We start from the raw sequence: 18,198 nt of genomic DNA, 5'->3' as shown, positions 1-18,198 counted from the left end.
CGCTCACCCCTCGAGCAGGCGCTGAAGCCGATCCGGATAGTTGTTCAAAAAGTCGTGTGTCACCACATAGTGCTCGGTGTCTTCGAACGCGACTTCGGACAAGCCGCCGCCGTGGAACTGGATGATCTTGGCGTTAGGGTAAGACAGCAGGATGGGCGAGTGCGTGGCGATGATGAACTGCGACTTGTCCTCGACCAACCGGTGGATGGCCGCCAGCGCAGCCAGCTGCCGATTGGGCGACAGCGCGGATTCAGGTTCGTCCAGCAGGTACAGGCCCTTGCCCTGGAATTTGTGGGTGAGCAGCGCCATGAACGCCTCGCCGTGCGAGCGGGCATGCAGCGACTTTCCGCCGTAGGACTCCAGGTAACCCACCTCGTCCATGTAGGTAGCGACGTTGAAGAAGCTCTCGGCCCGCAGAAAGTAGCCATCCTTCGGCGCGCGGTAGCTGCGTGCCAGCCGAAGCACCTCATGCAGGGATGACTCGGACCCCGCGGTGGCCAGCTGAAAGTTGCGGGTGCCGCCCTCGGGGCTGTAGCCGAGGGCGAGGGCAATGCCTTCCAGCAGCGTCGACTTTCCAGAACCGTTTTCACCCACGAAGAACGTCACGTCCGGGTGAAACTCCAGCCGGCCCAACTCGCGGATGGCGGGTATGTTGTAGGGGTAGGTGTCGTAGTCGATAGCTGCATCCGGGCGGATGAAGGCGCTCTGGAGGTAGGGTTTGGCAGACAGCATCGCGCCATGCTAACGGGCGCCATGACCGGCCGCGGCGGCTCCATGGCCTCGCCGCCCAGGCACACGCACAGGCACAGGCAGGCCGTGCATCCTGAACTTTGGAAAAATTTTCAAATTTTTCAGCGCCGCTTAACCCCATTCGCCCGCCCCGTTCGTTTCACCCAGCACCAACAACCACTCTGATGGAGCTGCCATGACAACCGGTGCATTCCCCCTCCCCGCAATCACCCACGCCGCAGTCGCGGCCCTGACGGCCGTGCTGACGCTGGCCAGCGCGCCGGCGCATGCCGTCGGCCGCCTGGCCGACATCACCATCGTAGACCGCGACACCGGCGCCACGCTGCCGGTGCATTACGCCAAGGGCGAGTACTGGGTGGCGGGCCGGCCGGGGGCACGCTATGCCGTCACGGTGCACAACCGCAGCGGGGAGCGCTTGCTGGCCGTGCCGTCGGTGGACGGTGTGAACGTGCTCAGCGGCGAGACCGCAGCCTGGGACCAGCGCGGGTATGTGTTCTCGCCATACGAGCGCTACCAGATCACCGGCTGGCGCAAGAGCAGCAGCGAGGTGGCAGCGTTCGAATTTTCCAGCATCGCCAACTCCTATGCCGGCCGCACGGGCCGTCCAGCCAACGTGGGCGTGATCGGGGTGGCGCTGTTCCGCGAGCAGCAGCCTGTAGCCGTGCCGTCCATCACGCCCGAGCCCTACCGCCAGCGGCGCGAGGCACGCGACAGCGCCGAGCTGCAGCGCAGCATGCCATCTGCCGGTGCCCTGCCCCCGCCACCCGCATCGCCTGCAGCGGCAGCGTCAGCGGCGCCTGCACCGGCCGCTGAAGCGGACTCCTCTGCCGCTGCGCCATCAGCGCTGTCGGAGCGGTCCGCCAACAGCGTGGCCAAGTCAATGCCGGCGCCCTCGCCCCGGCTGGGCACCGCCCATGGCCAGCGCGAGACCTCGGTCGTGTCGCACACCACCTTCACGCGCCTGCAGGACCAGCCCAACGAGGTGATCAGCATCCGCTACGACAGCCGCGCCAACCTAGTGGCCAGCGGCGTGATCCGCGAGCAGCCTGCGCGCGCACCGTCGCCCCGCGCGTTCCCGCAGTCGGACAACGTGTCGTATGTGCCCGACCCGAATTGAACGGCCCGCAGGCCGCAGCCGGTGCATGCCGGCCTGCCACGCGACGCGCCGACGGTGAATGGGCGCCTCGCATAATGCGCGGGTGCCGACCGCCCCCTCCTCCGACAACGCTGATGATGCCGACGAAACGCTGATGCAGCGTTTTGCCGCCGGAGACATGGGTGCCTTCGACACGCTGTACGGCCGGCACGAGCTGGCGGTGTGGCGGTTCGTCTATCGCAGCGTCAAGGTCCAGGCGGTGGCTGACGACCTGCTGCAGGATGTCTGGTTTGCCGTGGCGCGCAGTGCGGGCGGCTACCAGGCCACCGCCCGGTTCCGCACCTGGCTGTTCACCCTGGCGCACAACCGGCTGGTGGACCATCTCCGAACCGCCCGGCAGCACCTGAGCCTCGATGCCAACGACGACACGGAGCGCAGCCTGGCGGACACGCTGGCCGCCGACTCCGGCTTCGGACCCGTGCGCCAGCTGCAGTCCCGCGAGCAGGCCGCCGCCCTGATCGCTGCGGTGGAGCAGCTGCCCTTCGAGCAGCGCGAGGCCTTTTTGCTGCAGGCCGAAGGCGACCTGAGCGTGCAGGAGATTGCACAAGCCACCGGTGTCACATTTGAAACGGCCAAGAGCCGCCTGCGCTATGCGCGGGCCAGCCTTCGCCAGCATCTGCAGGAGTTTGCATGAGCGCGCCGGACCACGACGAGCTGACCGAGCGGTACCGCCAAGCCAGCGCCCAGGACGATGCCCGCCCCGGCGCGCAGGTCCGCGATGCCGTGCGTGCGCATGCCCAGATGCTGGCGGCTGCGGCCTTAGGATCAGGCTCCGCGTCTGCCGCTGCAGCGCCGTCGCCGAACACAGCCGCACCGGGGCGCGCCGCCGCGAACCAGTCGTACTGGAAGCTGTCGGCCCTGGCCACGGTGGCGGTGATGGGCCTGACCGGTTTGCTGCTGCTGCAGTTCCAGCGCGGAACGCCTGAAGAACGCGAAGTGGCATTCGGCGAGCGCCAGGTGGCCGCAACGCCCCCCGCGGAGTTGCCGGCGCCTGAACCTGCAGCACCAACCACTGCACCACCCACCGCACCACCCACCGCGCCTTCTGCGGCGGCGGATGCCAATGCTGTCCCGGCGCCCCCACCGCCCGCGGCAGCGCCCTCCCAGGCAACGCAAGACAGCACTGCGGACCAGCAAAGACGTGCGGCCCAACGCGCAGCACAAGAACGGGCTGCCCCGGCAGAGACACCCATGAGGCCGCTGGCCAAGTCGGCCCCTGCCCCTGCGGCCGCCAAGGCCGAGTCCGCCCGGCGAGAGCAAGGCAGCAAGGCAGCAGCACCCCGGCAGCCCGCGCCCGCTCCGCTGGTGACCGATGGCGCTGTGGCACCACAGACCGCGCCTGCGCCAGCACCCGCGCCCGTGCAGTCGCCGCAACCATCACCGTCGCCGCCTGCAGGTCTGCCCAACCCATCCGCCGCGCCTGAAGCGTTGCGCGAGCGGGCCACCGCGCAACGCATGCCTGCCGCCAGGGATGCGGCGCGATCTGCCGAGGCACCTGCACCCGCAAACGCGCCTGCGCCCGCCCAGGCGCCTGCCGCCCAGGCATCCCCCGCAGCGCCTCCAGCCCGTAGCCTGCAAAACAGCAATGCGGCCAGCGGGGGCGTTGCGGCCGGTGCCGCTGCAGCAAAACCCAGCACTGCTGGCGAACCCCGCGATGCGGTGGCGCAGGCGTTGCGCCAGGCAGCGCGTGAGGGCCGCACCCAGCGCGTGGAGCAACTGGTGCAGCAAGGCGCGCCCATCGACGCCCGCGACGACACGGGCAAAACGGCACTGATGCTGGCCGCTGCCAACGGCCAGGCGGACACCGTTCAGCGGATCATGGCCCTGGGTGCCAATCGCGCACTGGCAGACCAGGAAGGACTGACTGCCGCGCAGCAAGCACGGCGCCTGGGCCACGTGCGCATCGCAGACCTGATCGACGCGGGGCCCTGACAGGCTCCTAGAACCGCACGGCCTCGAAGGCTGGGTGCAGCTCGTCGATCCAGTGGTCCAGCTCTTCTGGCGGCACGGCCAGGTGATCCATGCAGGCCTGGCCGTGGTCCTGCCATTCGCGGGTGGGCGGCAAGTTGTCGTGGTGGTTGACCAGGTACTCGGCCAGCAGCCCCAGGGCCACCAGGTGGCGCACCGTGGGGTTGAAGCGCTCGTCGCCCAAGCACGCAAAGTCGTGGTGCAGCCAAATGGCCTGCGCCACGTCGCCGGGCAGATGCCAGGTGCGGGCCACGATGGCGCCCATCACCGCGTGGTCGGTGCGGTGGTTGGCGTTTTCGGTCTGGGTGAAGGTGCGGTCCCTGCGGGCCAGTGCTTCGGTCACCGTGGAGCCGTAGCCGCGCACCGCCTTCACCAGCACCGGCATGCCCACATGGCAGAACAGCCCGAAGCTGTAGCCCAGGCCGGGGTCGAAGCTGTAGAGCTGGCGGCCGATGTGCTCGCAGGCAATGGCGCGGCGCTGCGAGCTTTCCCAGAAATGGTCCAGCAGCGGCGAGCGCACCAGCAGCGCGTTGCGGGTGATGAAGGCCGACAGCAGCTCCACCGACGGGTGCAAGCCCAGCACCGTGAGCGCCATGCCCACAGTCTGCACCGGCTGCGCCAGCGCGTGCAGCGGGCTGTTGGCAAGGCGGATCAACGCCGCCGCCATGGCCACGTCGGACGATGCCAACTGGTCGAGCGCATCGGCGTCGATCTCCGGCTCGGCCATGATGGCCTGCAGCCGCAGGAGCGACTCCGGGCACGGAGGAATCACGATGGCCCGCACGGACGGGTGCATGCGCACCTGCCGGATGTGCTGGTCGATGGGGTGGGCTGAAGTCAAGGCGCGTACCGGGCAGCGCGCACGGTTGTGCGCGGCGTCCCACTCAGTTTCAATTGGTTGCATTGTGGCGCCAAAAATGGGGCGCCGGTACAAACCTCTGCGTCAGGTGGACGCTCGGCCGAGGTAGGGGGTCAATGGCTGCTGGTACATCGCCCGGTCTGCCGCGCGCTGGTACAGCGCTGCCACATGGCCGTTGGCAAAAACCTGCTCGCCCACCCGCACGAAACCACACCGCTCGTAATAGTGGCACAGGCCGGGATTGCCTGCCGCGCAGTCCAGCCGCAGCCAGCCCCTGCCTTGCGCCGACACATGGCGTTGCGCCCAGTCCATCACCCAGCTGCCGATGCCCGCGCCATGAAATCCGTTGTTGATGGCCAAGCCGTGCAGGTAGCCCGCCACGGGCGGTTGTGTGCCCCAGTAGAGCTCGTCGTCCCACTGGATGCACGCCGTGCCGATGTCCTGGCCAGCGTAGCTCACCACATGCATCTCGCCACGCTCGATGGCGCGCACCACGCGGCGGGCGGAGTCGCCGTGCGGCCCCCAGGCCAGGTCCCCGCGCTCGACTTTGTACCGCGTGGCGTCGTCCATGATGGCGATGAGCGATGCGGCGTCACTGCCGCAGGCCTGGCGGACCGAGATGCCCGCACAGTCCACCGCGCCGAGCCTTGCCGTTTCCAGGATCACCTCCGCACCACTCAGATGTTGGAGCCGTCCACACCGTCCATCGCCTGCCGGGTGACTTGGCTGCTGCGGCCCGGCATCGCCTCGCCCAGGTAGTCCAGAAACCGGCGCACCGCGGGCGACAGGCCGCGGCGCGACGGGAAGACGGCGTGCACGATGGCGGGCAGCGGTGCCCAGTCGGGCAGCACGCGCACCAGGCGGCGGGCACGGATCTCGTCGTAGCACATGTAGTCCGGCATCCAGCAGATGCCGGTGCCGGCCATGGCCGCGATCTTGAGCGTGAGCAGGTCGTCGGCCACATAGCGCGGCGCGTGGTGCACCACCTGGTGCACGCCGCCGGGGCCGATCAGGTTCCAGGTGGAGCGCCCGTCGGGCGCCGACATGGCGATGCTGTCCAGGCGCGCCAGGTCTTCCAGCGTTTCGGGGGTGCCCTGGCGGATGAGTTGCTCGGGGCTGGCCACCAGGATCTGCGTGGCGTGGTCCAGCCGCTTGACCACCATGCTGCCGCTGTCCTCCACCGAAGGCCGCACGCGCAGCGCCACGTCGACGCCCTCCTCCACCAGATTCACGGCGCGGTTGCTCACCATGATCTCCACGCGCACCTCCGGGTAGGTGGCCAGGAACTTGGGCATCAGCTCGGCCAGCACGGTCTGCGCCAGGGTCACGGGGCAGCTCACGCGGATGGTGCCGCGCGGTGCCGTCTGCACCTGGGCAACGGTGTCTGCCGCCGCCTGCGCCGACTCGCGCATGGCCTGGCAATGGCGCAGGTAGGCCTCACCGACCTCCGTCAGCGACAGCTTGCGGGTGGTGCGCTGCAGCAGGCGCACGCCCAGGTGGGTTTCCAGGTCCGACACGCGCCGCGACAGGCGGGACTTGGGAATGCCGAGGGCGCGGCCGGCGGCTGCAAAGCCCCCGCGCTCCACCACTTCAGCGAAATACAGCATGTCGTTGAGGTCTTGCATAAAGTACATCGTTCCACTGATAGAACAATCTATCGCAAGTTCACTACCTTATCAACATTTTGATGAGTGCCCACAATTCATCCCATGGCCACACGCCGTGGCACCTACCGAACACATATCCAACACACTCCAAGGAGTTCTTTCATGCAACTGCTTCACATCGACTCGGCCATCACCGGCGAACAATCCGTCTCCCGCGAGCTGACCGCCCGCACCGTGGCTGCCTGGAAGGCTGCACACCCCGGCACCACCGTGCAATATCTGGACCTGGCCGCCCAGGCGCCTTCGCACCTGTCGGCCCAGTCGATGGGTTTTCGCACCGGCCAGGCCGCTGCCACCGACGTGGAGCGCCAGGAAAACGCGCTGTCCGAAGCGCTGGTGAGCCAGTTCCTGGCCGCTGACGTGGTCGTGATCGGTGCGCCGCTGTACAACTTCTCGATCCCCAGCCAGCTCAAGGCCTGGATCGACCGCCTCGCCCAGGCCGGCCGCACCTTCAAGTACACCGACAAGGGGCCTGTGGGCCTGGCCGGCGGCAAGACCGTGATCGTGGCATCGAGCCGCGGCGGCGTGTACTCCACCAGCGAAGGTGGCCAGGCCATGGAACACCAGGAGAGCTACCTGAAGGTGGTGTTCGGCTTCTTCGGCATCACCGACGTGCGCTTTGTGCGCGCTGAAGGTGTGGCCATGGGGCCTGACGCCAAGGCTGCAGCCCTGGTCAACGCTGACCGTGATGTGCAGGCGCACACGGCGGCAGCCGCCAACCAGGCCAGCGTTACGCAAGCGGCCTGACGCTGTCGCGCCCTGCAGGGTATGCCGTGGTGGATGCCGCGGTGAATGCAGCGGCTGATCAAGACAAGTGCACGAGCCCCGCGTCGCGGGGCTCGTGCATTTTTGCCCGTGCCTTGGCGGACTCCGGGCGCACACCTTGCGCCCTTTGAAAAGCGGCTGGCCACCCTGGCCATCCGGGCAACCGCTTCGCAGGGTGGCGGGCTTCAGCCCGTCGCCGGCATTACGCCTGGTGCTGGCGCACCCAGGCCACGTACTTGTCCACCCAGCCTTGCAGGAACTTGCGGCTGGCCTCGCCCACGTTGCCGTCGGCATCGAACAAACCCTCCTTGGCGTGGATAAAACCTTCGGGCTGGCCGAGCGTGGGCATGTCCAGGTAGGCCAGCACGTTGCGCAGGTGCTGCTGCGACATCGCAGTGCCGATGGCGCCGACCGACGCACCGATCACTCCCGCCGGCTTGCCGGCCCATGCGCTCTGGCCGTACGGACGCGAGGCGTGGTCGATGGCGTTCTTGAGCACGCCGGGCACGGACCGGTTGTATTCCGGTGTCACGAACAGAACGCCGTGCGCGGCCTGGACCTCGCCCTTCAAGCGCAGCACCGAGGCGGCCTGCTGGCCGTCGTCGTCCTGGTTGTACAGCGGCAGGTCGTCGATGCGCAGTTGGGTGAACTTCACGTCCTGCGGCGCCAGGCGGGCGAGCGCAGTGGCCAGTTGGCGGTTGAAAGAATCCTTGCGCAGGCTGCCGACGATGACGGCGATGTTGAGCTGGGCCATGGGGGTACTCTCCTTGGTGATCGATGCCGGTGGTTTGCAAACGGGGGACCACACATCCTAGGGGGTGCACCTGGGGGTATCAAGCGCACCGGCTGCGGCGGCCCTGCCCCACGCAAGCGCACTGCGGCACTTTGCTATCAAAAAATAGCTGCCAGCGCTTTTATACCAAGCGGTGGCAGCCATTTTCATATCGAAACAATGTCGGCGTTCATGCCGGCACCGGTTCTGGGGGCCATCAGAAGCCCGGCAGCACCGATCCCTTGAACTCGGTCTGGATGAACTTCTTCACCTCTTCCGACTGGTAGGCCTTGACCAGCTTGGCCACCCAGGGCTTGTCCTTGTCAGCTTCGCGCACGGCGATCAGGTTGACGTAGGGGCTCTTGGCGTTTTCTTGCGCGATGGCGTCCTTGCCGGGGTTCAGGCCTGCGGACAGCGCGAAGTTGGTGTTGATGGCCGAAGCGTCCAGGTCATCGAGCGAGCGGGGCAGTTGGGCCGCGTCGAGTTCGACAAACTTGAGCTTCTTGGGGTTGCTCACCACGTCCAGCGGCGTGGCCTTGAGGTCCGCGCCGTCACGCAGCTTGATCAGGCCCTTGTCCTGCAGCACCAGCAGCACGCGGCCACCGTTGGTGGGGTCGTTGGGGATGCCGAACTTGGCGCCTTCCTTCAGGTCTTCGAGCTTCTTGACCTTCTTGGAGTACAGGCCGATGGGGAAATTGACCGTGTAGCCCACGGGCACCAGCTTGTAGCCGCGGTCCTTGACCTGGGCATCCAGGTAGGGCTTGTGCTGGTAGCTGTTGGCGTCCAGGTCGCCAGCGGCCAGCGCGGCGTTGGGCTGCACGTAGTCGCTGAATTCGACGATCTGGATCTTGAGGCCGTCCTTCTCGGCGATCTTCTTGACCTGCTCGAAGATCTGGGCGTGGGGGCCGCCCGTCACGCCGATCTTCAGCGGCTTGTCTTGCGCCATCACGCCGGTAGAGAAACCTGCGGCCAGGGCCAGGGCGAGAGTGGTTTGCAGCAGCGAGCGCTTGTTCACGAGGGATACCTTTTCGTTAAGAGATGTTTCGCATATTAGGGTTTACCCAATAAAACTGGAACAAATAGGTTCTTATTTTCTTAGAACCCATGGGCATAACAAAGCCGCACATGCACAGATCCGCACGGGCACTGGTTCAACCCAAGGATGTCGGCGTCGCCCCGGCCTGAGGCAAGCTGAAGGCTACCTAAGCTCTGAGCGCCACGTTGTTCAGCTTGTCCAGCCGCTCGGGCCAGGTGCCGTCCACGGTGGCGCCTTGCAGCAGGATGCGCGTCCACGCCACCCAGGCGTCCCACTGCACACGCTTGTCCCACGAATTGCCCCAGGCGCTGAAGAGTTGCAGCGCGCTGGTGGCGGCCACCCGCGCATCGTCCTGGCGCCCAGCCGACAGGTACAGCTGCGCGAGCACCATCTGCGGCTCGCCCACCCACGGGTTGTGGCGCACGGCGCTTTCCAGCACGCCGGTGGCGACGTCCAGGTCCACGAGCGGCTGGTCCTGCTGGATGACCGACCAGTACAGCGATGTGGCCGCCGCCTCGTCCGCTGCGGCCAGGGGCTGGGTGCAGTGGGCGAACACGGGCGGCGTGGGCAGCAGGCCCTTCAGACCCGGGTGCTGCAGTGCGAGCGCGAGGCCATTGATCTGCGAGACCATGCGCCCAGTGGGCCGCATCGGGCCGGGCCACAGCGAGGCCGCCCAGTGCACCGGTTGCGGACGGTGCTGCACCGACGGAAAGCGCGAGAAGATGTCGTCCTGCCAGCTGAACCACTGCTCGATGGTGTCGGCCATGCTCACGATGATGAACACCGCCACCTCGTAGGGCGTGAGCACGTGGCGCCCGCCGCCTTTGCCCGCGTCCTGCTCCAGCACCAGACTGCCGTCGCCCTCCAGCGCACCGGCCAGCACCTTTTGCACGAACTGCGTGCGCGACTGCGTGCAGAACAGATACACCAGGTGCTCGGCCGACTCACCCGCGATCTCGCGCACGCGGGCCCGTTCCTTGGCGGGGTCGAACTTCACCAGGTCCACGAAGGCATTGCCGTACACGCTGTGCAACAGGCCCAGCAGCCGCACATCGCGCGGCTGCTGCCATACCGTGAGCGACCGCGCCACGCCGACCAGGTGATGCCGGAAGGTGCCCGCCTTGTGCCAATCCTGGCCCACGTTGCGCGCGAGCACGGTGGGCAGGACGGGCGCCAGGTCGGGGTCGCGGGTCAGCCATTCATCGTCCAGCAGATGCTGCGCACGGGTGAACAGGTCGGCGTCCAGCGGTTGCAAAGGCAGGTTCATGTGTCTTGTCTCCTGGGATTTTTATGGCGAATACAACGCACACACAGTATCAGGAGTGGCGGCGTGCACCGTGCCAAAGCATTTTGCAGCGCACTTATGAGCAAAAAGTGGCTCTACCGCTTGCCTGTCAAGCGCAAGCAGCTATCAAAACAGGAGCACCCCCGATTCGACGGCGACACCGTCGCGCGTCGAGTGATGAATCCATCAGCGTGGAAATCCGCCGCATCCAGTTTTATGGATTTAATTTCCATTAAACTGCCTTCATGGACATCAACACCCGCATTGCCCAACGCCTGCGCGATCTGCGCACCGCACGAGGCTATTCGCTGGAGACCCTGGCAGAACGCAGTGGAGTGAGCCGCTCCAACATCTCGCTGATCGAGCGCGGCCAGAGCAGCCCCACTGCGGCCGTGCTCGACAAGCTGGCCATCGGCCTGAGCGTGGCGCTGGCGTCGTTCTTCGAGGACAGCAGCGACAGCGACCCCGGTACAGCCCCATCGCCCCTGATCCGCGCTGCCGATCAGCCGCAGTGGCAGGATCCGGCTTCGGGCTATGTGCGCCGCCGGCTCTCGCCGCCCGCCACTTCGCCGCTGCAACTGGTGGAGGTGGTCTTCCCGCCCGGCCAGCGCGTGTCGCTCGATTCCGCGGTGCATGACGCCGACATCCACCAGCAGGTCTGGCTGATCGAAGGCCGCATGGACCTGACCGTGGGCGAGACCACTTGGGCACTGGCCGCGGGCGACTGCCTGGCCATGCAGCTGAACCAGCCCATCGTGTTCCACAACCCGGGCGCGCAGCCTGCGCGCTACGTGGTCGCCTTGACCACCCTCTCCTTCGCCCCCACCGCCCGAAGAAAACCATGACCGACGCCATCCTGTCACCCTCAGCCTCCACGGCCCAGGCAGCCATTGCCGCCGACGCGCCCAACATCACCATCCGCCGCCTGGGCGCCAACGAGGCCGCCGCCTGCGCTGAGGCCCTGGCCGAGGTGCTGATCGACTGCGTTCAGGGCGGCGCATCCGTCAGCTTCATGTGGCCCCTGCCGCACGACAAGGCGCTGGCCTTCTGGCGCAGCGTGGCGGATGGCGTGGCGCGCAACGAGCGCGTGCTACTGGCGGCCGAGGACGCGCAGGGAGGCATCGTCGGCACGGTGCAGCTCATCACCGCCATGCCCGACAACCAGCCCCACCGCGCCGACGTCGCCAAGATGCTGGTGCACCGCAGCGCCCGCCGCCAGGGCGTGGCCCAGCGCCTGATGGCCGCCGTGGACGAAGCCGCACGCGATGCGGGCAAGACCGTGCTGGTGCTGGACACCGTGACCGGTGGCGACGCCGAGCGCCTGTACCAGCGCGCCGGCTGGCAGCGGGTGGGCGTGGTGCCCGACTACGCGCTGATGCCTGATGGCGCCTTCTGCGGCACCACCTTCTTTTGCAAGCGTGTTTGAAAGAAGCAAGGGAGCCGAAGACTCCGAGGGTCTGACATGGACCAGGGATCTGAAGAGCTAGTGGAGTGTGGTCGAGGGCGTGCGAGGGTTTCGAAGGCAACCCACCCATCTGTTCGCACACCATCTGCCATGGCGCACATGCACCGCTGGAGTTCGCCCCACCGTGCGTCACCCCGCCCCGTACCTCTAGCACCCGCCGAACTGCCCGCACCGCAGATCGCGCGGCGCACCCTTCGGCATGGCCCGTCAGGTGATGTAGCCCTCGCGCTGCATGATTTTCTTCACCGCCTGCGCCGCATCGTTCAACGCGGCCTCGGCGGGCTGGCGGCCGGCTATCACGCTGTGGATGCTCTTGCCCAGCACATCGGTGTTGATCTCGTCCCACTGCGCAATGATGGGCCGCCAGTTGGGATTGGCGTCCCCGATGCTGCGCGACAGCATCTGGAACTCCGGGTACTTCTTGCCCAGTCCCTCGTCCGCCAGGGTAGACATGCGATGCGGCACGCCGCCCAGGTGGCACACCGCCTTGTCCTGGGCTTTCGACGTGAGCCACTGCATCAGCAAAAACGCGCTGTCGGCGTTCTTGGAGTTGGTGGGGATGGCCAGGCCCAGGCCTCCGGTTTGTGATGCATACCGGCTGCCGCGCGGATGCCTGGCAAAGGCCACTTTGCCGTTCACCTTGGACAGCTTGGGGTCGCGCACCGCGCCGAAGATCAGGGTGGAGTCGAGGTACATGGCGGACTCGCCCTGCAGGAAGGCATTGATCATCTCGCTCTGGCCGAAATTGAGCGCCCCTGCCGGTCCGGTGTCGATGATTTTCTTGAGCAGCTGCGCCGCGCGCACGCCCGCCGCATCATTGAAGCGGGGCAGCCAGCTGTTCTCGAAGATGCCGCCATTGAGCGGATTCAGGTGCAGCAGCCAGGCGTGCACGCACTGGTGCCCCTCTTTTCCGCGGGATGCGAGCGCCCCCATGCCGGCCTTGTCATGCAACAAGGGCAGCAACTGCTCGAGCTCGAAGTAAGACGTGGGCGGCTTCGCATTGAGCTTCTCGAAGACATCGGTGCGGTACGCCAGCACCGAGGTTTCTGCGCCGTAGGGCATGCCGTACAGCTTGGCCGCGCCGCCTGCCAGGTAGCCCTTCCACCCGCCCACCAGCCCGATGTTTTCGAGAAAGCTGGGGATGATGTCGGGCAGATCGAAGTCGCCGAGGGTGAGCTGCGGGTTCTTGAGGAAGGGCTCGATCTCCCGGATGAAGTTCTTCTTGACGTACTCGCCCTTCCACATGACGACGTACGAGATCAGGTCATAGTCCCCCTGGCCCTTGGCCATCTCGGACAACTGCTTTTTCTTCATGTCCGCGATGGGCAGTTGCTCGAACTCGACCTTGATGCCGGTCTCTTCGGTGAACCTGGGAAACAGTTTGACGGCAGCGTCGTAGTGGTGGTGCTTGGGCAGGCACAGGCTCACCTTCTGGCCCCGGTAGCGGGCGTAGATGTCGGCAGATCGCGCCGAGGGCGCAAAGGCTACGGGGACGGCTGCGGCGCATGCCGACTGGATCAAGGCTCTTCGTTTCATACGGTCTTTCACCCATTCCCTGGTTGGTTCATGACTTCGACAACACCTGCAATCACGCGGGCAATCCCAATTCCAATCCCAATCGCATACGGACCTGCACTCACTCGGTTATTCAAGCCTGCGTCCATCCGCCCTGTCATGCGCATGCCTTCGCCCATGTCCATGTGAATGCCCACGTTCACTCGATGTCCAGCACGTAGATGCCGGACGAGACGAACGTGTCCCCCACCCGCTGCACGTAGGCCTTTTTCACCATGACGCGCTGCGTCACCGGATTGAGAATGTGGTACGGCGCAGACCACCCGCTGTTGCGGTCCCGGGCCAGATCGCGGGAGTTCTTGACGATGAGCACGCCGTTGAAGTCCTTCATGTCGATCAGGGTCTTGCCCACGTTGGCGGGGTTGGCGCCATGGGCCAGGTTGCGGCCGCCGAAGTCGTACACGGTGATGTAGAGATCGCGGTCCTTGAAGGCGGTGCCGCGGGTGAATTCGGCGTAGGCCTTTTCCGGCCCCACCTGCTGGATGAGGGCCACGGCGCGCCGCACCTGCTCTTCCGCCTCGCGCGCCGAACCGTTCAGCGTGAAGACGTTCACCGACTCGACCAGACGGGCCGCCTGCATGCGCAGCTGCTGGGACGCAGCGGCCGTCTGCTCCACCAGCGCGGCGTTCTGCTGCGTGGCCTGATCGATCATCTCGATGGACTGGATCACTTCGCCAACGTTCTGGCGCTGGGTGCGGCTCGACTGCGCGATCTCCGTCATGATGCGGGTCGCACTGTGGATGGCGTCGGTCATGCCGGTCAATTGCTTGGCGGCGGTGTGCACCAGGTTCGCGCCGGTGGCGATGCGGTCGTTGCTGCCGGTCAGCAGTTCCTTGATCTCCTTGGCTGCACCAGCGCTGCGCTGGGCCAGCGACCGCACTTCGCTGGCCACCACGGCGAATCCCCGGCCCTGCTCACCGGCGCGGGCCGCCTCGACTGCGGCGTTGAGCGCCAGGATATTGGTCTGGAACGCAATGCCGTCGATGAGCGAGATGATGTCCGAGGCGCGTGCCGAGTCCGAGGCGATCTGCTGCATCGTCTGCTGCACCGAGGCAAAGGCCCGGTTGCCGTGCTCGCCCGCCTTTGCCGTCTGCTGCGCAATCGTGTTGCCGGAGTCGGACTTCTCGCCGACCAGCGAGGCGCTGCTGGCCAGCGCGTCGATGGCGTCGGACGTCTGCCGCAGCGACATGGCCTGGCGCTCCGTGCGCTCGGACAGGTCGGTGTTGGCCTGCGATATTTCGTCGCTGGCGATGGACACCTCCTGTGCGCCCGCCCGCACTTTGGTGACCACCTTGGTCAACGACTCCTGCATCTCGCGCATCGCCGTCATCAGGGGCGAAAACTCGTCGGCCACCGGGTCGTGGATCAGCGTGGTCAGGTTGCCCACCCGCACATCGTCATTGAACTTGCGTGCCAGCGCCACCCGCCTGCGCAAAACACTGCCCACCCACCACGCCAGGGCCAGCAGCCCGCCCACCACCAACGCCACCGTGATGCCCAGCATCTGCTGCGCGGCCCCTGCGCTGTCGGCGATGGGGCCCGCGTCGGCCAAGGTCGCTGCCTTGCCCAGAATGGTGCTGAGACACCGGGACACCTGCCACGCCCCCAGCAACACCAGCGCGGCCAGCGTGGTCGACAAGGCAAAAAGTTTCTGCGCAATGCTCAGCTTCTGCGTGAATCTCATAAGGTGCGATGCAAGGACAAAAATGGAGGGGAAAGCGGGTGCCAACGAGAACCGTCGAGCGAACGAAGAGGCCGGATGGTCGAGTGAGTGGGCTAGCAAATGGGCGAGCGAGGCCTGTCAGCCCTTCACAGCGCCTGCAGTCAGCCCGGTGATGATCTGGCGCGCCGCCACGAAGGTGAAGATCAGCGGCGGTATGGCGATGAGGCTGCCCATGGCCATGACGCGCCCCCAATCCACGCCCATGTCGGTGATGAAGAGCGAAGCGGCCACCGGCAAGGTGCGGGAGTGGCGGTCGGTGAGTACCAGCGCCAGGATGAACTCGTTCCAGGCAATGCGAAACGTGAAGATCGACGCCGCGGCCAGCCCCGGCGCCATGAGCGGCAGGAGCACCTTGGTGAACACGCGGATGGGGCCGCAGCCGTCGATGGCGGCGGCTTCCTCCAGCTCGACAGGCACCTGGAGCACGAAGCCGTACAGCAGCCAGATCGTGAACGGCAGGTTCACCGCCACATACAGCAGCACCAGCCCCCACAGGCTGTTGACCAGATGCCATTCGTTCCAGATGAGGAACACCGGGATCGCCATGACAGCCAGGGGCACCGTTCTGAGCAGCAGCGTGGTGTACGCCAGCGCATGCCGTCCGGGGAAGCGAAAGCGCGCCAGGCCATACGCCGCCATGCAGCCCAGGATCAGCGTGACCGCCGTGGAGACGATGCCGACGAACAGGCTGTTGTACAGGTAGCGGTCGAACTTGTCTTCCTGCAGGACTCCGCGGTAGTTCTCCAGCGTCGGGGTGAAGATGAAGTTGAGCGGCTCCGCAAAGATGTCGACCTGCTGGCGAAGGCTGGTCGCAAAAATGACGACGATGGGAGCGATGCACAGGAACGCCAGACTCACCAGCATGGCGTAGTGGGCGGTGACGATCACGGGGGAGCGTTTCATGGACATGTCACGGCCTCATTCACTTCTTGGCATCCAGCGGGTTGGAGATGCGCAGCGCTGCAAACGACAGCGCGGCCACCACCACCAGCAACAGCACCGAGATCGCTGCAGCCACGCCCAGTTGCTGGCCCACGAAGGCGGTTTTGTAGATGTGCAGGGCCAGGATTTCGGTCGAATCGCCAGGCCCGCCGAAGGTGAGCACGTAGATGACTTCCAGCACCCGGAAAGCATCCACCAGCCGCATCATCAAAGTGATGGCGATGACGTGCGCGATCATGGGCAGCTTCACCAGCGTGGTCATCTGCCACCAGTTAGCGCCGTCGATGCGCGATGCCTCGATCACGGCGCCATCCACATTGGCCAGCGCCGCGACCATCATGATGAAAACGAACGGCGTCCACTGCCAAATGTCGGCGATCACGATCGCAGCGAACGCGAGCGTGGGGTCTGCCAGCCAGGTCAAGGGTGCGATCTTGAACAGGCCGAGCACGGCGTTGATCAAGCCGAACTGCGCATCGAACATGTAGCGCCACGCCAGGCCCACGGCGATGGGCGCGATCATCATCGGCAGGATGAACAAGGTGCGGAAGATGGCCGTGCCCCGCACGGGCCGCTCCAGCGCCAATGCCAGCGCGATGCCCAGCAGCATCTCGGCCGTGACGCAGACGCCGGCGAACAGCAGCGTCGTCCAGAGCGACGACCACACCCGCGGGTTGGTGAAGGCCGCCACGAAGGCATCGAGGCCGACCCAGCGGGCTTCGCTCCACGGCGTGCCCATGCTCCAGTCGTACAGGCCCAGTTGAAAGGCCGAGAGGACCGGGTAGAGGCAAGCCGCTGCCATGATCAGCGCGGCGGGCCCTACGTACAAAAGAGGAACCCAGGCGGGTGTGCGCATGCCGTGCGCTCCTCAGACCTTGTAGCCGGCTTCGCGCATGATCTGCGTGACGGGGGCCACCAGATCATTGAGCGCGGCCTCGGCGGTTTTCTTGCCGGTCAGCGCCTCCGAGATGCCCACGCCGAGCGCCTGCACATTGATCTTGTCCCAGACAGGAATGATGGGGCGCCAGTCCGGGTTGGAGTACTTGAGCGCCTCCTTGAAGGTGATGAACTCGGGGTACTGCCGCACCAGGTCGGCGTCGGACATCGTCGAGTTGCGCGTGGGCGCGCCGCCCACCTTGGTCACCGCCTTGTCCTGCGCCTTCGACGTCAGCCACTGCATGAGCAGAAAGCCCGCGTCGGCGTTCTTGGCATTCTTGGCAATCGCCAGGCCCAGGCCGCCGGACTGCGACGCCCGGCGGGTCCCCATCGGATGCAGCGCCCAGCTCACCTTGCCTACGACCTTCGACTTGGCCGGGTCGTTCACCAAGCCCGCGAGAGACGTCGAGTCGAGGTACATGGCGGCCTGCCCCTGCAAAAATGCCGTGTTGCTCTCGCCCTGCCCGTACCCGGCAATGCCTGCAGGGCCGGTGGCAACCACTTCCTGCAGGAACTTGAGCGCGGCGATGCCCGCCTTGTCGTTGAATCGCGCGCGCCACTGGTCGTCGAACACGCTGCCGCCCAGCGGATTCAGGTGCAGCAGCCAGGCATGCACCGCCTGGTGGCCTGCCTGTCCGCGCGACGCCAAGGCGCCGATGCCTTCCTTGTCATTGATGACCCGGAGCAATTGGCCAAACTCGGCATACGTCTCGGGGACTTTGAGGTTGTGTTTGGCAAAGATGTCCTTGCGGTAGGCCAGGACGGACGTCTCAGCGCCGTACGGCAGACCATAGAGCTTGGCGCCCGGCCCCGCCAGGTAGCCCTTGGGGCCGCCCACCAGGCCCAGGTTTTCCAGGTAGACCGGGATGATGTCCTTGATGTCGTAGGCGGGGTCGGCCAGTGCAGGGTTTTGAAAGAATGGCTCCAGCGGCCGGATCAGGTTCTTGGCGACGTACTCGCCCTTCCACATCACCACATAGCAGCCCAGGTCGTAATCGCCCTGCGGCTTGGCCATTTCCAGCAGCTGCTTTTCCTTCATGCGGCCCATGGCCAAGCGGTCTGTCTCCACCTTGATGCCGGTCTCCTTGGTGAACTCCGGCAGGATCTTCATCATGGCGTCGTAGTGCGGGTGCGACGGCACGCTGAAGGTCACCGTCTGGCCTGCGTACTTGGAGTAGCGGCTCTGCGCGTGGATGCCGCTGAAAGGCAGGCTGGCACCGAACACCGTGGCGCTGGCACTTTTTACGAAATCGCGTCTTTTCATGGGTGTCTCCTGGGGGGCGAATGGGGGTACGTTCA

General features: G+C 66.1%; 17 protein-coding genes and 2 pseudogenes. 6 read left to right on the top strand and 13 right to left on the bottom strand.

Going from position 1 to position 18,198, the window contains the following annotated elements:
* Positions 1–3: 3 nt before the first annotated feature.
* Positions 4–732, bottom strand: a complete 729-nt coding sequence (locus tag ACSQ3N_RS11415; RefSeq protein WP_436146305.1) for an AAA family ATPase — start codon at positions 730–732, stop codon at positions 4–6.
* Between the two features lie 193 nt (positions 733–925).
* On the opposite strand from ACSQ3N_RS11415, the gene ACSQ3N_RS11410 reads away from it, so the two are divergent.
* Genes ACSQ3N_RS11410 through ACSQ3N_RS11400 form a run of 3 tightly spaced genes read left to right on the top strand, consistent with a single transcriptional unit; the run spans position 926 to position 3,838 of the window.
* Complete coding sequence (locus ACSQ3N_RS11410; RefSeq protein WP_436146304.1) at positions 926–1,867, top strand: hypothetical protein; 942 nt, start codon at positions 926–928, stop codon at positions 1,865–1,867.
* A 58-nt stretch (positions 1,868–1,925) separates the two neighbouring features.
* Entirely contained in the window at positions 1,926–2,540 is a 615-nt protein-coding gene (locus ACSQ3N_RS11405; RefSeq protein ID WP_436146303.1) for a sigma-70 family RNA polymerase sigma factor, read from the top strand.
* The gene (locus tag ACSQ3N_RS11400) at positions 2,537–3,838 is read left to right on the top strand and encodes an ankyrin repeat domain-containing protein (protein ID WP_436146302.1); all 1,302 of its coding nucleotides are present in this window, start codon (positions 2,537–2,539) and stop codon (positions 3,836–3,838) included. The genes ACSQ3N_RS11405 and ACSQ3N_RS11400 overlap by 4 nt, the downstream gene beginning before the upstream one ends.
* A gap of 7 nt (positions 3,839–3,845) precedes the next feature.
* Here ACSQ3N_RS11400 and ACSQ3N_RS11395 read toward each other — a convergent pair whose 3' ends face one another.
* The 3 genes from ACSQ3N_RS11395 to ACSQ3N_RS11385 all read right to left on the bottom strand — a co-directional run bounded on the left by ACSQ3N_RS11395 (position 3,846) and on the right by ACSQ3N_RS11385 (position 6,358).
* The gene (locus ACSQ3N_RS11395) at positions 3,846–4,715 is read right to left on the bottom strand and encodes an HDOD domain-containing protein (protein ID WP_436146301.1); all 870 of its coding nucleotides are present in this window, start codon (positions 4,713–4,715) and stop codon (positions 3,846–3,848) included.
* A 102-nt stretch (positions 4,716–4,817) separates the two neighbouring features.
* Positions 4,818–5,399: a GNAT family N-acetyltransferase gene (locus ACSQ3N_RS11390; protein ID WP_436146300.1), complete on the bottom strand. Its 582-nt coding sequence runs from the start codon at positions 5,397–5,399 to the stop codon at positions 4,818–4,820.
* An 11-nt stretch (positions 5,400–5,410) separates the two neighbouring features.
* Positions 5,411–6,358, bottom strand: coding sequence for a LysR family transcriptional regulator (locus ACSQ3N_RS11385; protein ID WP_436146299.1), 948 nt, complete (start codon positions 6,356–6,358; stop codon positions 5,411–5,413).
* 144 nt (positions 6,359–6,502) lie between these two features.
* Here ACSQ3N_RS11385 and ACSQ3N_RS11380 point away from each other — a divergent pair, with 144 nt between their 5' ends.
* Positions 6,503–7,147 carry an FMN-dependent NADH-azoreductase gene (locus ACSQ3N_RS11380; protein WP_056168422.1) on the top strand — a complete coding sequence of 215 codons (645 nt, stop codon included), beginning with the start codon at positions 6,503–6,505 and terminating at the stop codon, positions 7,145–7,147.
* A gap of 220 nt (positions 7,148–7,367) precedes the next feature.
* Here ACSQ3N_RS11380 and ACSQ3N_RS11375 read toward each other — a convergent pair whose 3' ends face one another.
* From ACSQ3N_RS11375 to ACSQ3N_RS11365, 3 genes are all read right to left on the bottom strand, one after another.
* Entirely contained in the window at positions 7,368–7,919 is a 552-nt protein-coding gene (locus ACSQ3N_RS11375) for an NADPH-dependent FMN reductase (protein WP_056168416.1), read from the bottom strand.
* A gap of 235 nt (positions 7,920–8,154) precedes the next feature.
* Positions 8,155–8,952 (bottom strand): MetQ/NlpA family ABC transporter substrate-binding protein, encoded by a 798-nt coding sequence (locus tag ACSQ3N_RS11370; RefSeq protein ID WP_056168414.1) that lies wholly within the window; start codon positions 8,950–8,952, stop codon positions 8,155–8,157.
* A gap of 187 nt (positions 8,953–9,139) precedes the next feature.
* The gene (locus tag ACSQ3N_RS11365; RefSeq protein WP_436146298.1) at positions 9,140–10,240 is read right to left on the bottom strand and encodes a DUF6817 domain-containing protein; all 1,101 of its coding nucleotides are present in this window, start codon (positions 10,238–10,240) and stop codon (positions 9,140–9,142) included.
* Between the two features lie 263 nt (positions 10,241–10,503).
* Here ACSQ3N_RS11365 and ACSQ3N_RS11360 point away from each other — a divergent pair, with 263 nt between their 5' ends.
* Entirely contained in the window at positions 10,504–11,103 is a 600-nt protein-coding gene (locus tag ACSQ3N_RS11360) for a helix-turn-helix domain-containing protein (RefSeq protein WP_436146297.1), read from the top strand.
* Positions 11,100–11,684, top strand: coding sequence for a GNAT family N-acetyltransferase (locus ACSQ3N_RS11355; RefSeq protein WP_436146296.1), 585 nt, complete (start codon positions 11,100–11,102; stop codon positions 11,682–11,684). The genes ACSQ3N_RS11360 and ACSQ3N_RS11355 overlap by 4 nt, the downstream gene beginning before the upstream one ends.
* A 246-nt stretch (positions 11,685–11,930) precedes the next feature.
* Here ACSQ3N_RS11355 and ACSQ3N_RS11350 read toward each other — a convergent pair whose 3' ends face one another.
* From ACSQ3N_RS11350 to ACSQ3N_RS11325, 6 genes and pseudogenes are all read right to left on the bottom strand, one after another.
* Positions 11,931–13,259, bottom strand: a complete 1,329-nt coding sequence (locus ACSQ3N_RS11350) for an ABC transporter substrate-binding protein (RefSeq protein WP_436146295.1) — start codon at positions 13,257–13,259, stop codon at positions 11,931–11,933.
* Between the two features lie 178 nt (positions 13,260–13,437).
* Positions 13,438–13,965 (bottom strand): annotated as a pseudogene (locus ACSQ3N_RS11345) (cache domain-containing protein); the annotation flags it as partial.
* A gap of 30 nt (positions 13,966–13,995) precedes the next feature.
* Positions 13,996–14,487, bottom strand: a pseudogene (locus tag ACSQ3N_RS11340) (methyl-accepting chemotaxis protein); the annotation flags it as partial.
* Positions 14,488–15,099: 612 nt separating this feature from the next.
* On the bottom strand, positions 15,100–15,924 hold the full coding sequence (locus ACSQ3N_RS11335) for a carbohydrate ABC transporter permease (protein ID WP_436146294.1): 825 nt from the start codon (positions 15,922–15,924) through the stop codon (positions 15,100–15,102).
* 19 nt (positions 15,925–15,943) lie between these two features.
* Complete coding sequence (locus ACSQ3N_RS11330; protein ID WP_056168401.1) at positions 15,944–16,819, bottom strand: carbohydrate ABC transporter permease; 876 nt, start codon at positions 16,817–16,819, stop codon at positions 15,944–15,946.
* A gap of 12 nt (positions 16,820–16,831) precedes the next feature.
* Complete coding sequence (locus ACSQ3N_RS11325) at positions 16,832–18,163, bottom strand: extracellular solute-binding protein (RefSeq protein WP_436146293.1); 1,332 nt, start codon at positions 18,161–18,163, stop codon at positions 16,832–16,834.
* Positions 18,164–18,198: the final 35 nt, after the last annotated feature.

Origin of the sequence: Acidovorax sp. LjRoot194 (assembly GCF_964253015.1) — a bacterium.
Classification (GTDB): Bacteria; Pseudomonadota; Gammaproteobacteria; order Burkholderiales; family Burkholderiaceae_C; genus Acidovorax.
This window is presented reverse-complemented; position numbering and strand designations above follow the sequence as displayed.

Coding starts and splice junctions, on each gene's coding strand:
- ACSQ3N_RS11400 (WP_436146302.1), top strand. CDS start 2,537: ATGAGCGCGCCGGACCACGACGAGCTGACCGAGCGGTACCGCCAAGCC.
- ACSQ3N_RS11360 (WP_436146297.1), top strand. CDS start 10,504: ATGGACATCAACACCCGCATTGCCCAACGCCTGCGCGATCTGCGCACC.
- ACSQ3N_RS11375 (WP_056168416.1), bottom strand. CDS start 7,919: ATGGCCCAGCTCAACATCGCCGTCATCGTCGGCAGCCTGCGCAAGGAT.
- ACSQ3N_RS11350 (WP_436146295.1), bottom strand. CDS start 13,259: ATGAAACGAAGAGCCTTGATCCAGTCGGCATGCGCCGCAGCCGTCCCC.
- ACSQ3N_RS11355 (WP_436146296.1), top strand. CDS start 11,100: ATGACCGACGCCATCCTGTCACCCTCAGCCTCCACGGCCCAGGCAGCC.
- ACSQ3N_RS11410 (WP_436146304.1), top strand. CDS start 926: ATGACAACCGGTGCATTCCCCCTCCCCGCAATCACCCACGCCGCAGTC.
- ACSQ3N_RS11335 (WP_436146294.1), bottom strand. CDS start 15,924: ATGAAACGCTCCCCCGTGATCGTCACCGCCCACTACGCCATGCTGGTG.
- ACSQ3N_RS11415 (WP_436146305.1), bottom strand. CDS start 732: ATGCTGTCTGCCAAACCCTACCTCCAGAGCGCCTTCATCCGCCCGGAT.
- ACSQ3N_RS11405 (WP_436146303.1), top strand. CDS start 1,926: ATGGGCGCCTCGCATAATGCGCGGGTGCCGACCGCCCCCTCCTCCGAC.
- ACSQ3N_RS11385 (WP_436146299.1), bottom strand. CDS start 6,358: ATGCAAGACCTCAACGACATGCTGTATTTCGCTGAAGTGGTGGAGCGC.
- ACSQ3N_RS11325 (WP_436146293.1), bottom strand. CDS start 18,163: ATGAAAAGACGCGATTTCGTAAAAAGTGCCAGCGCCACGGTGTTCGGT.
- ACSQ3N_RS11380 (WP_056168422.1), top strand. CDS start 6,503: ATGCAACTGCTTCACATCGACTCGGCCATCACCGGCGAACAATCCGTC.
- ACSQ3N_RS11330 (WP_056168401.1), bottom strand. CDS start 16,819: ATGCGCACACCCGCCTGGGTTCCTCTTTTGTACGTAGGGCCCGCCGCG.
- ACSQ3N_RS11365 (WP_436146298.1), bottom strand. CDS start 10,240: ATGAACCTGCCTTTGCAACCGCTGGACGCCGACCTGTTCACCCGTGCG.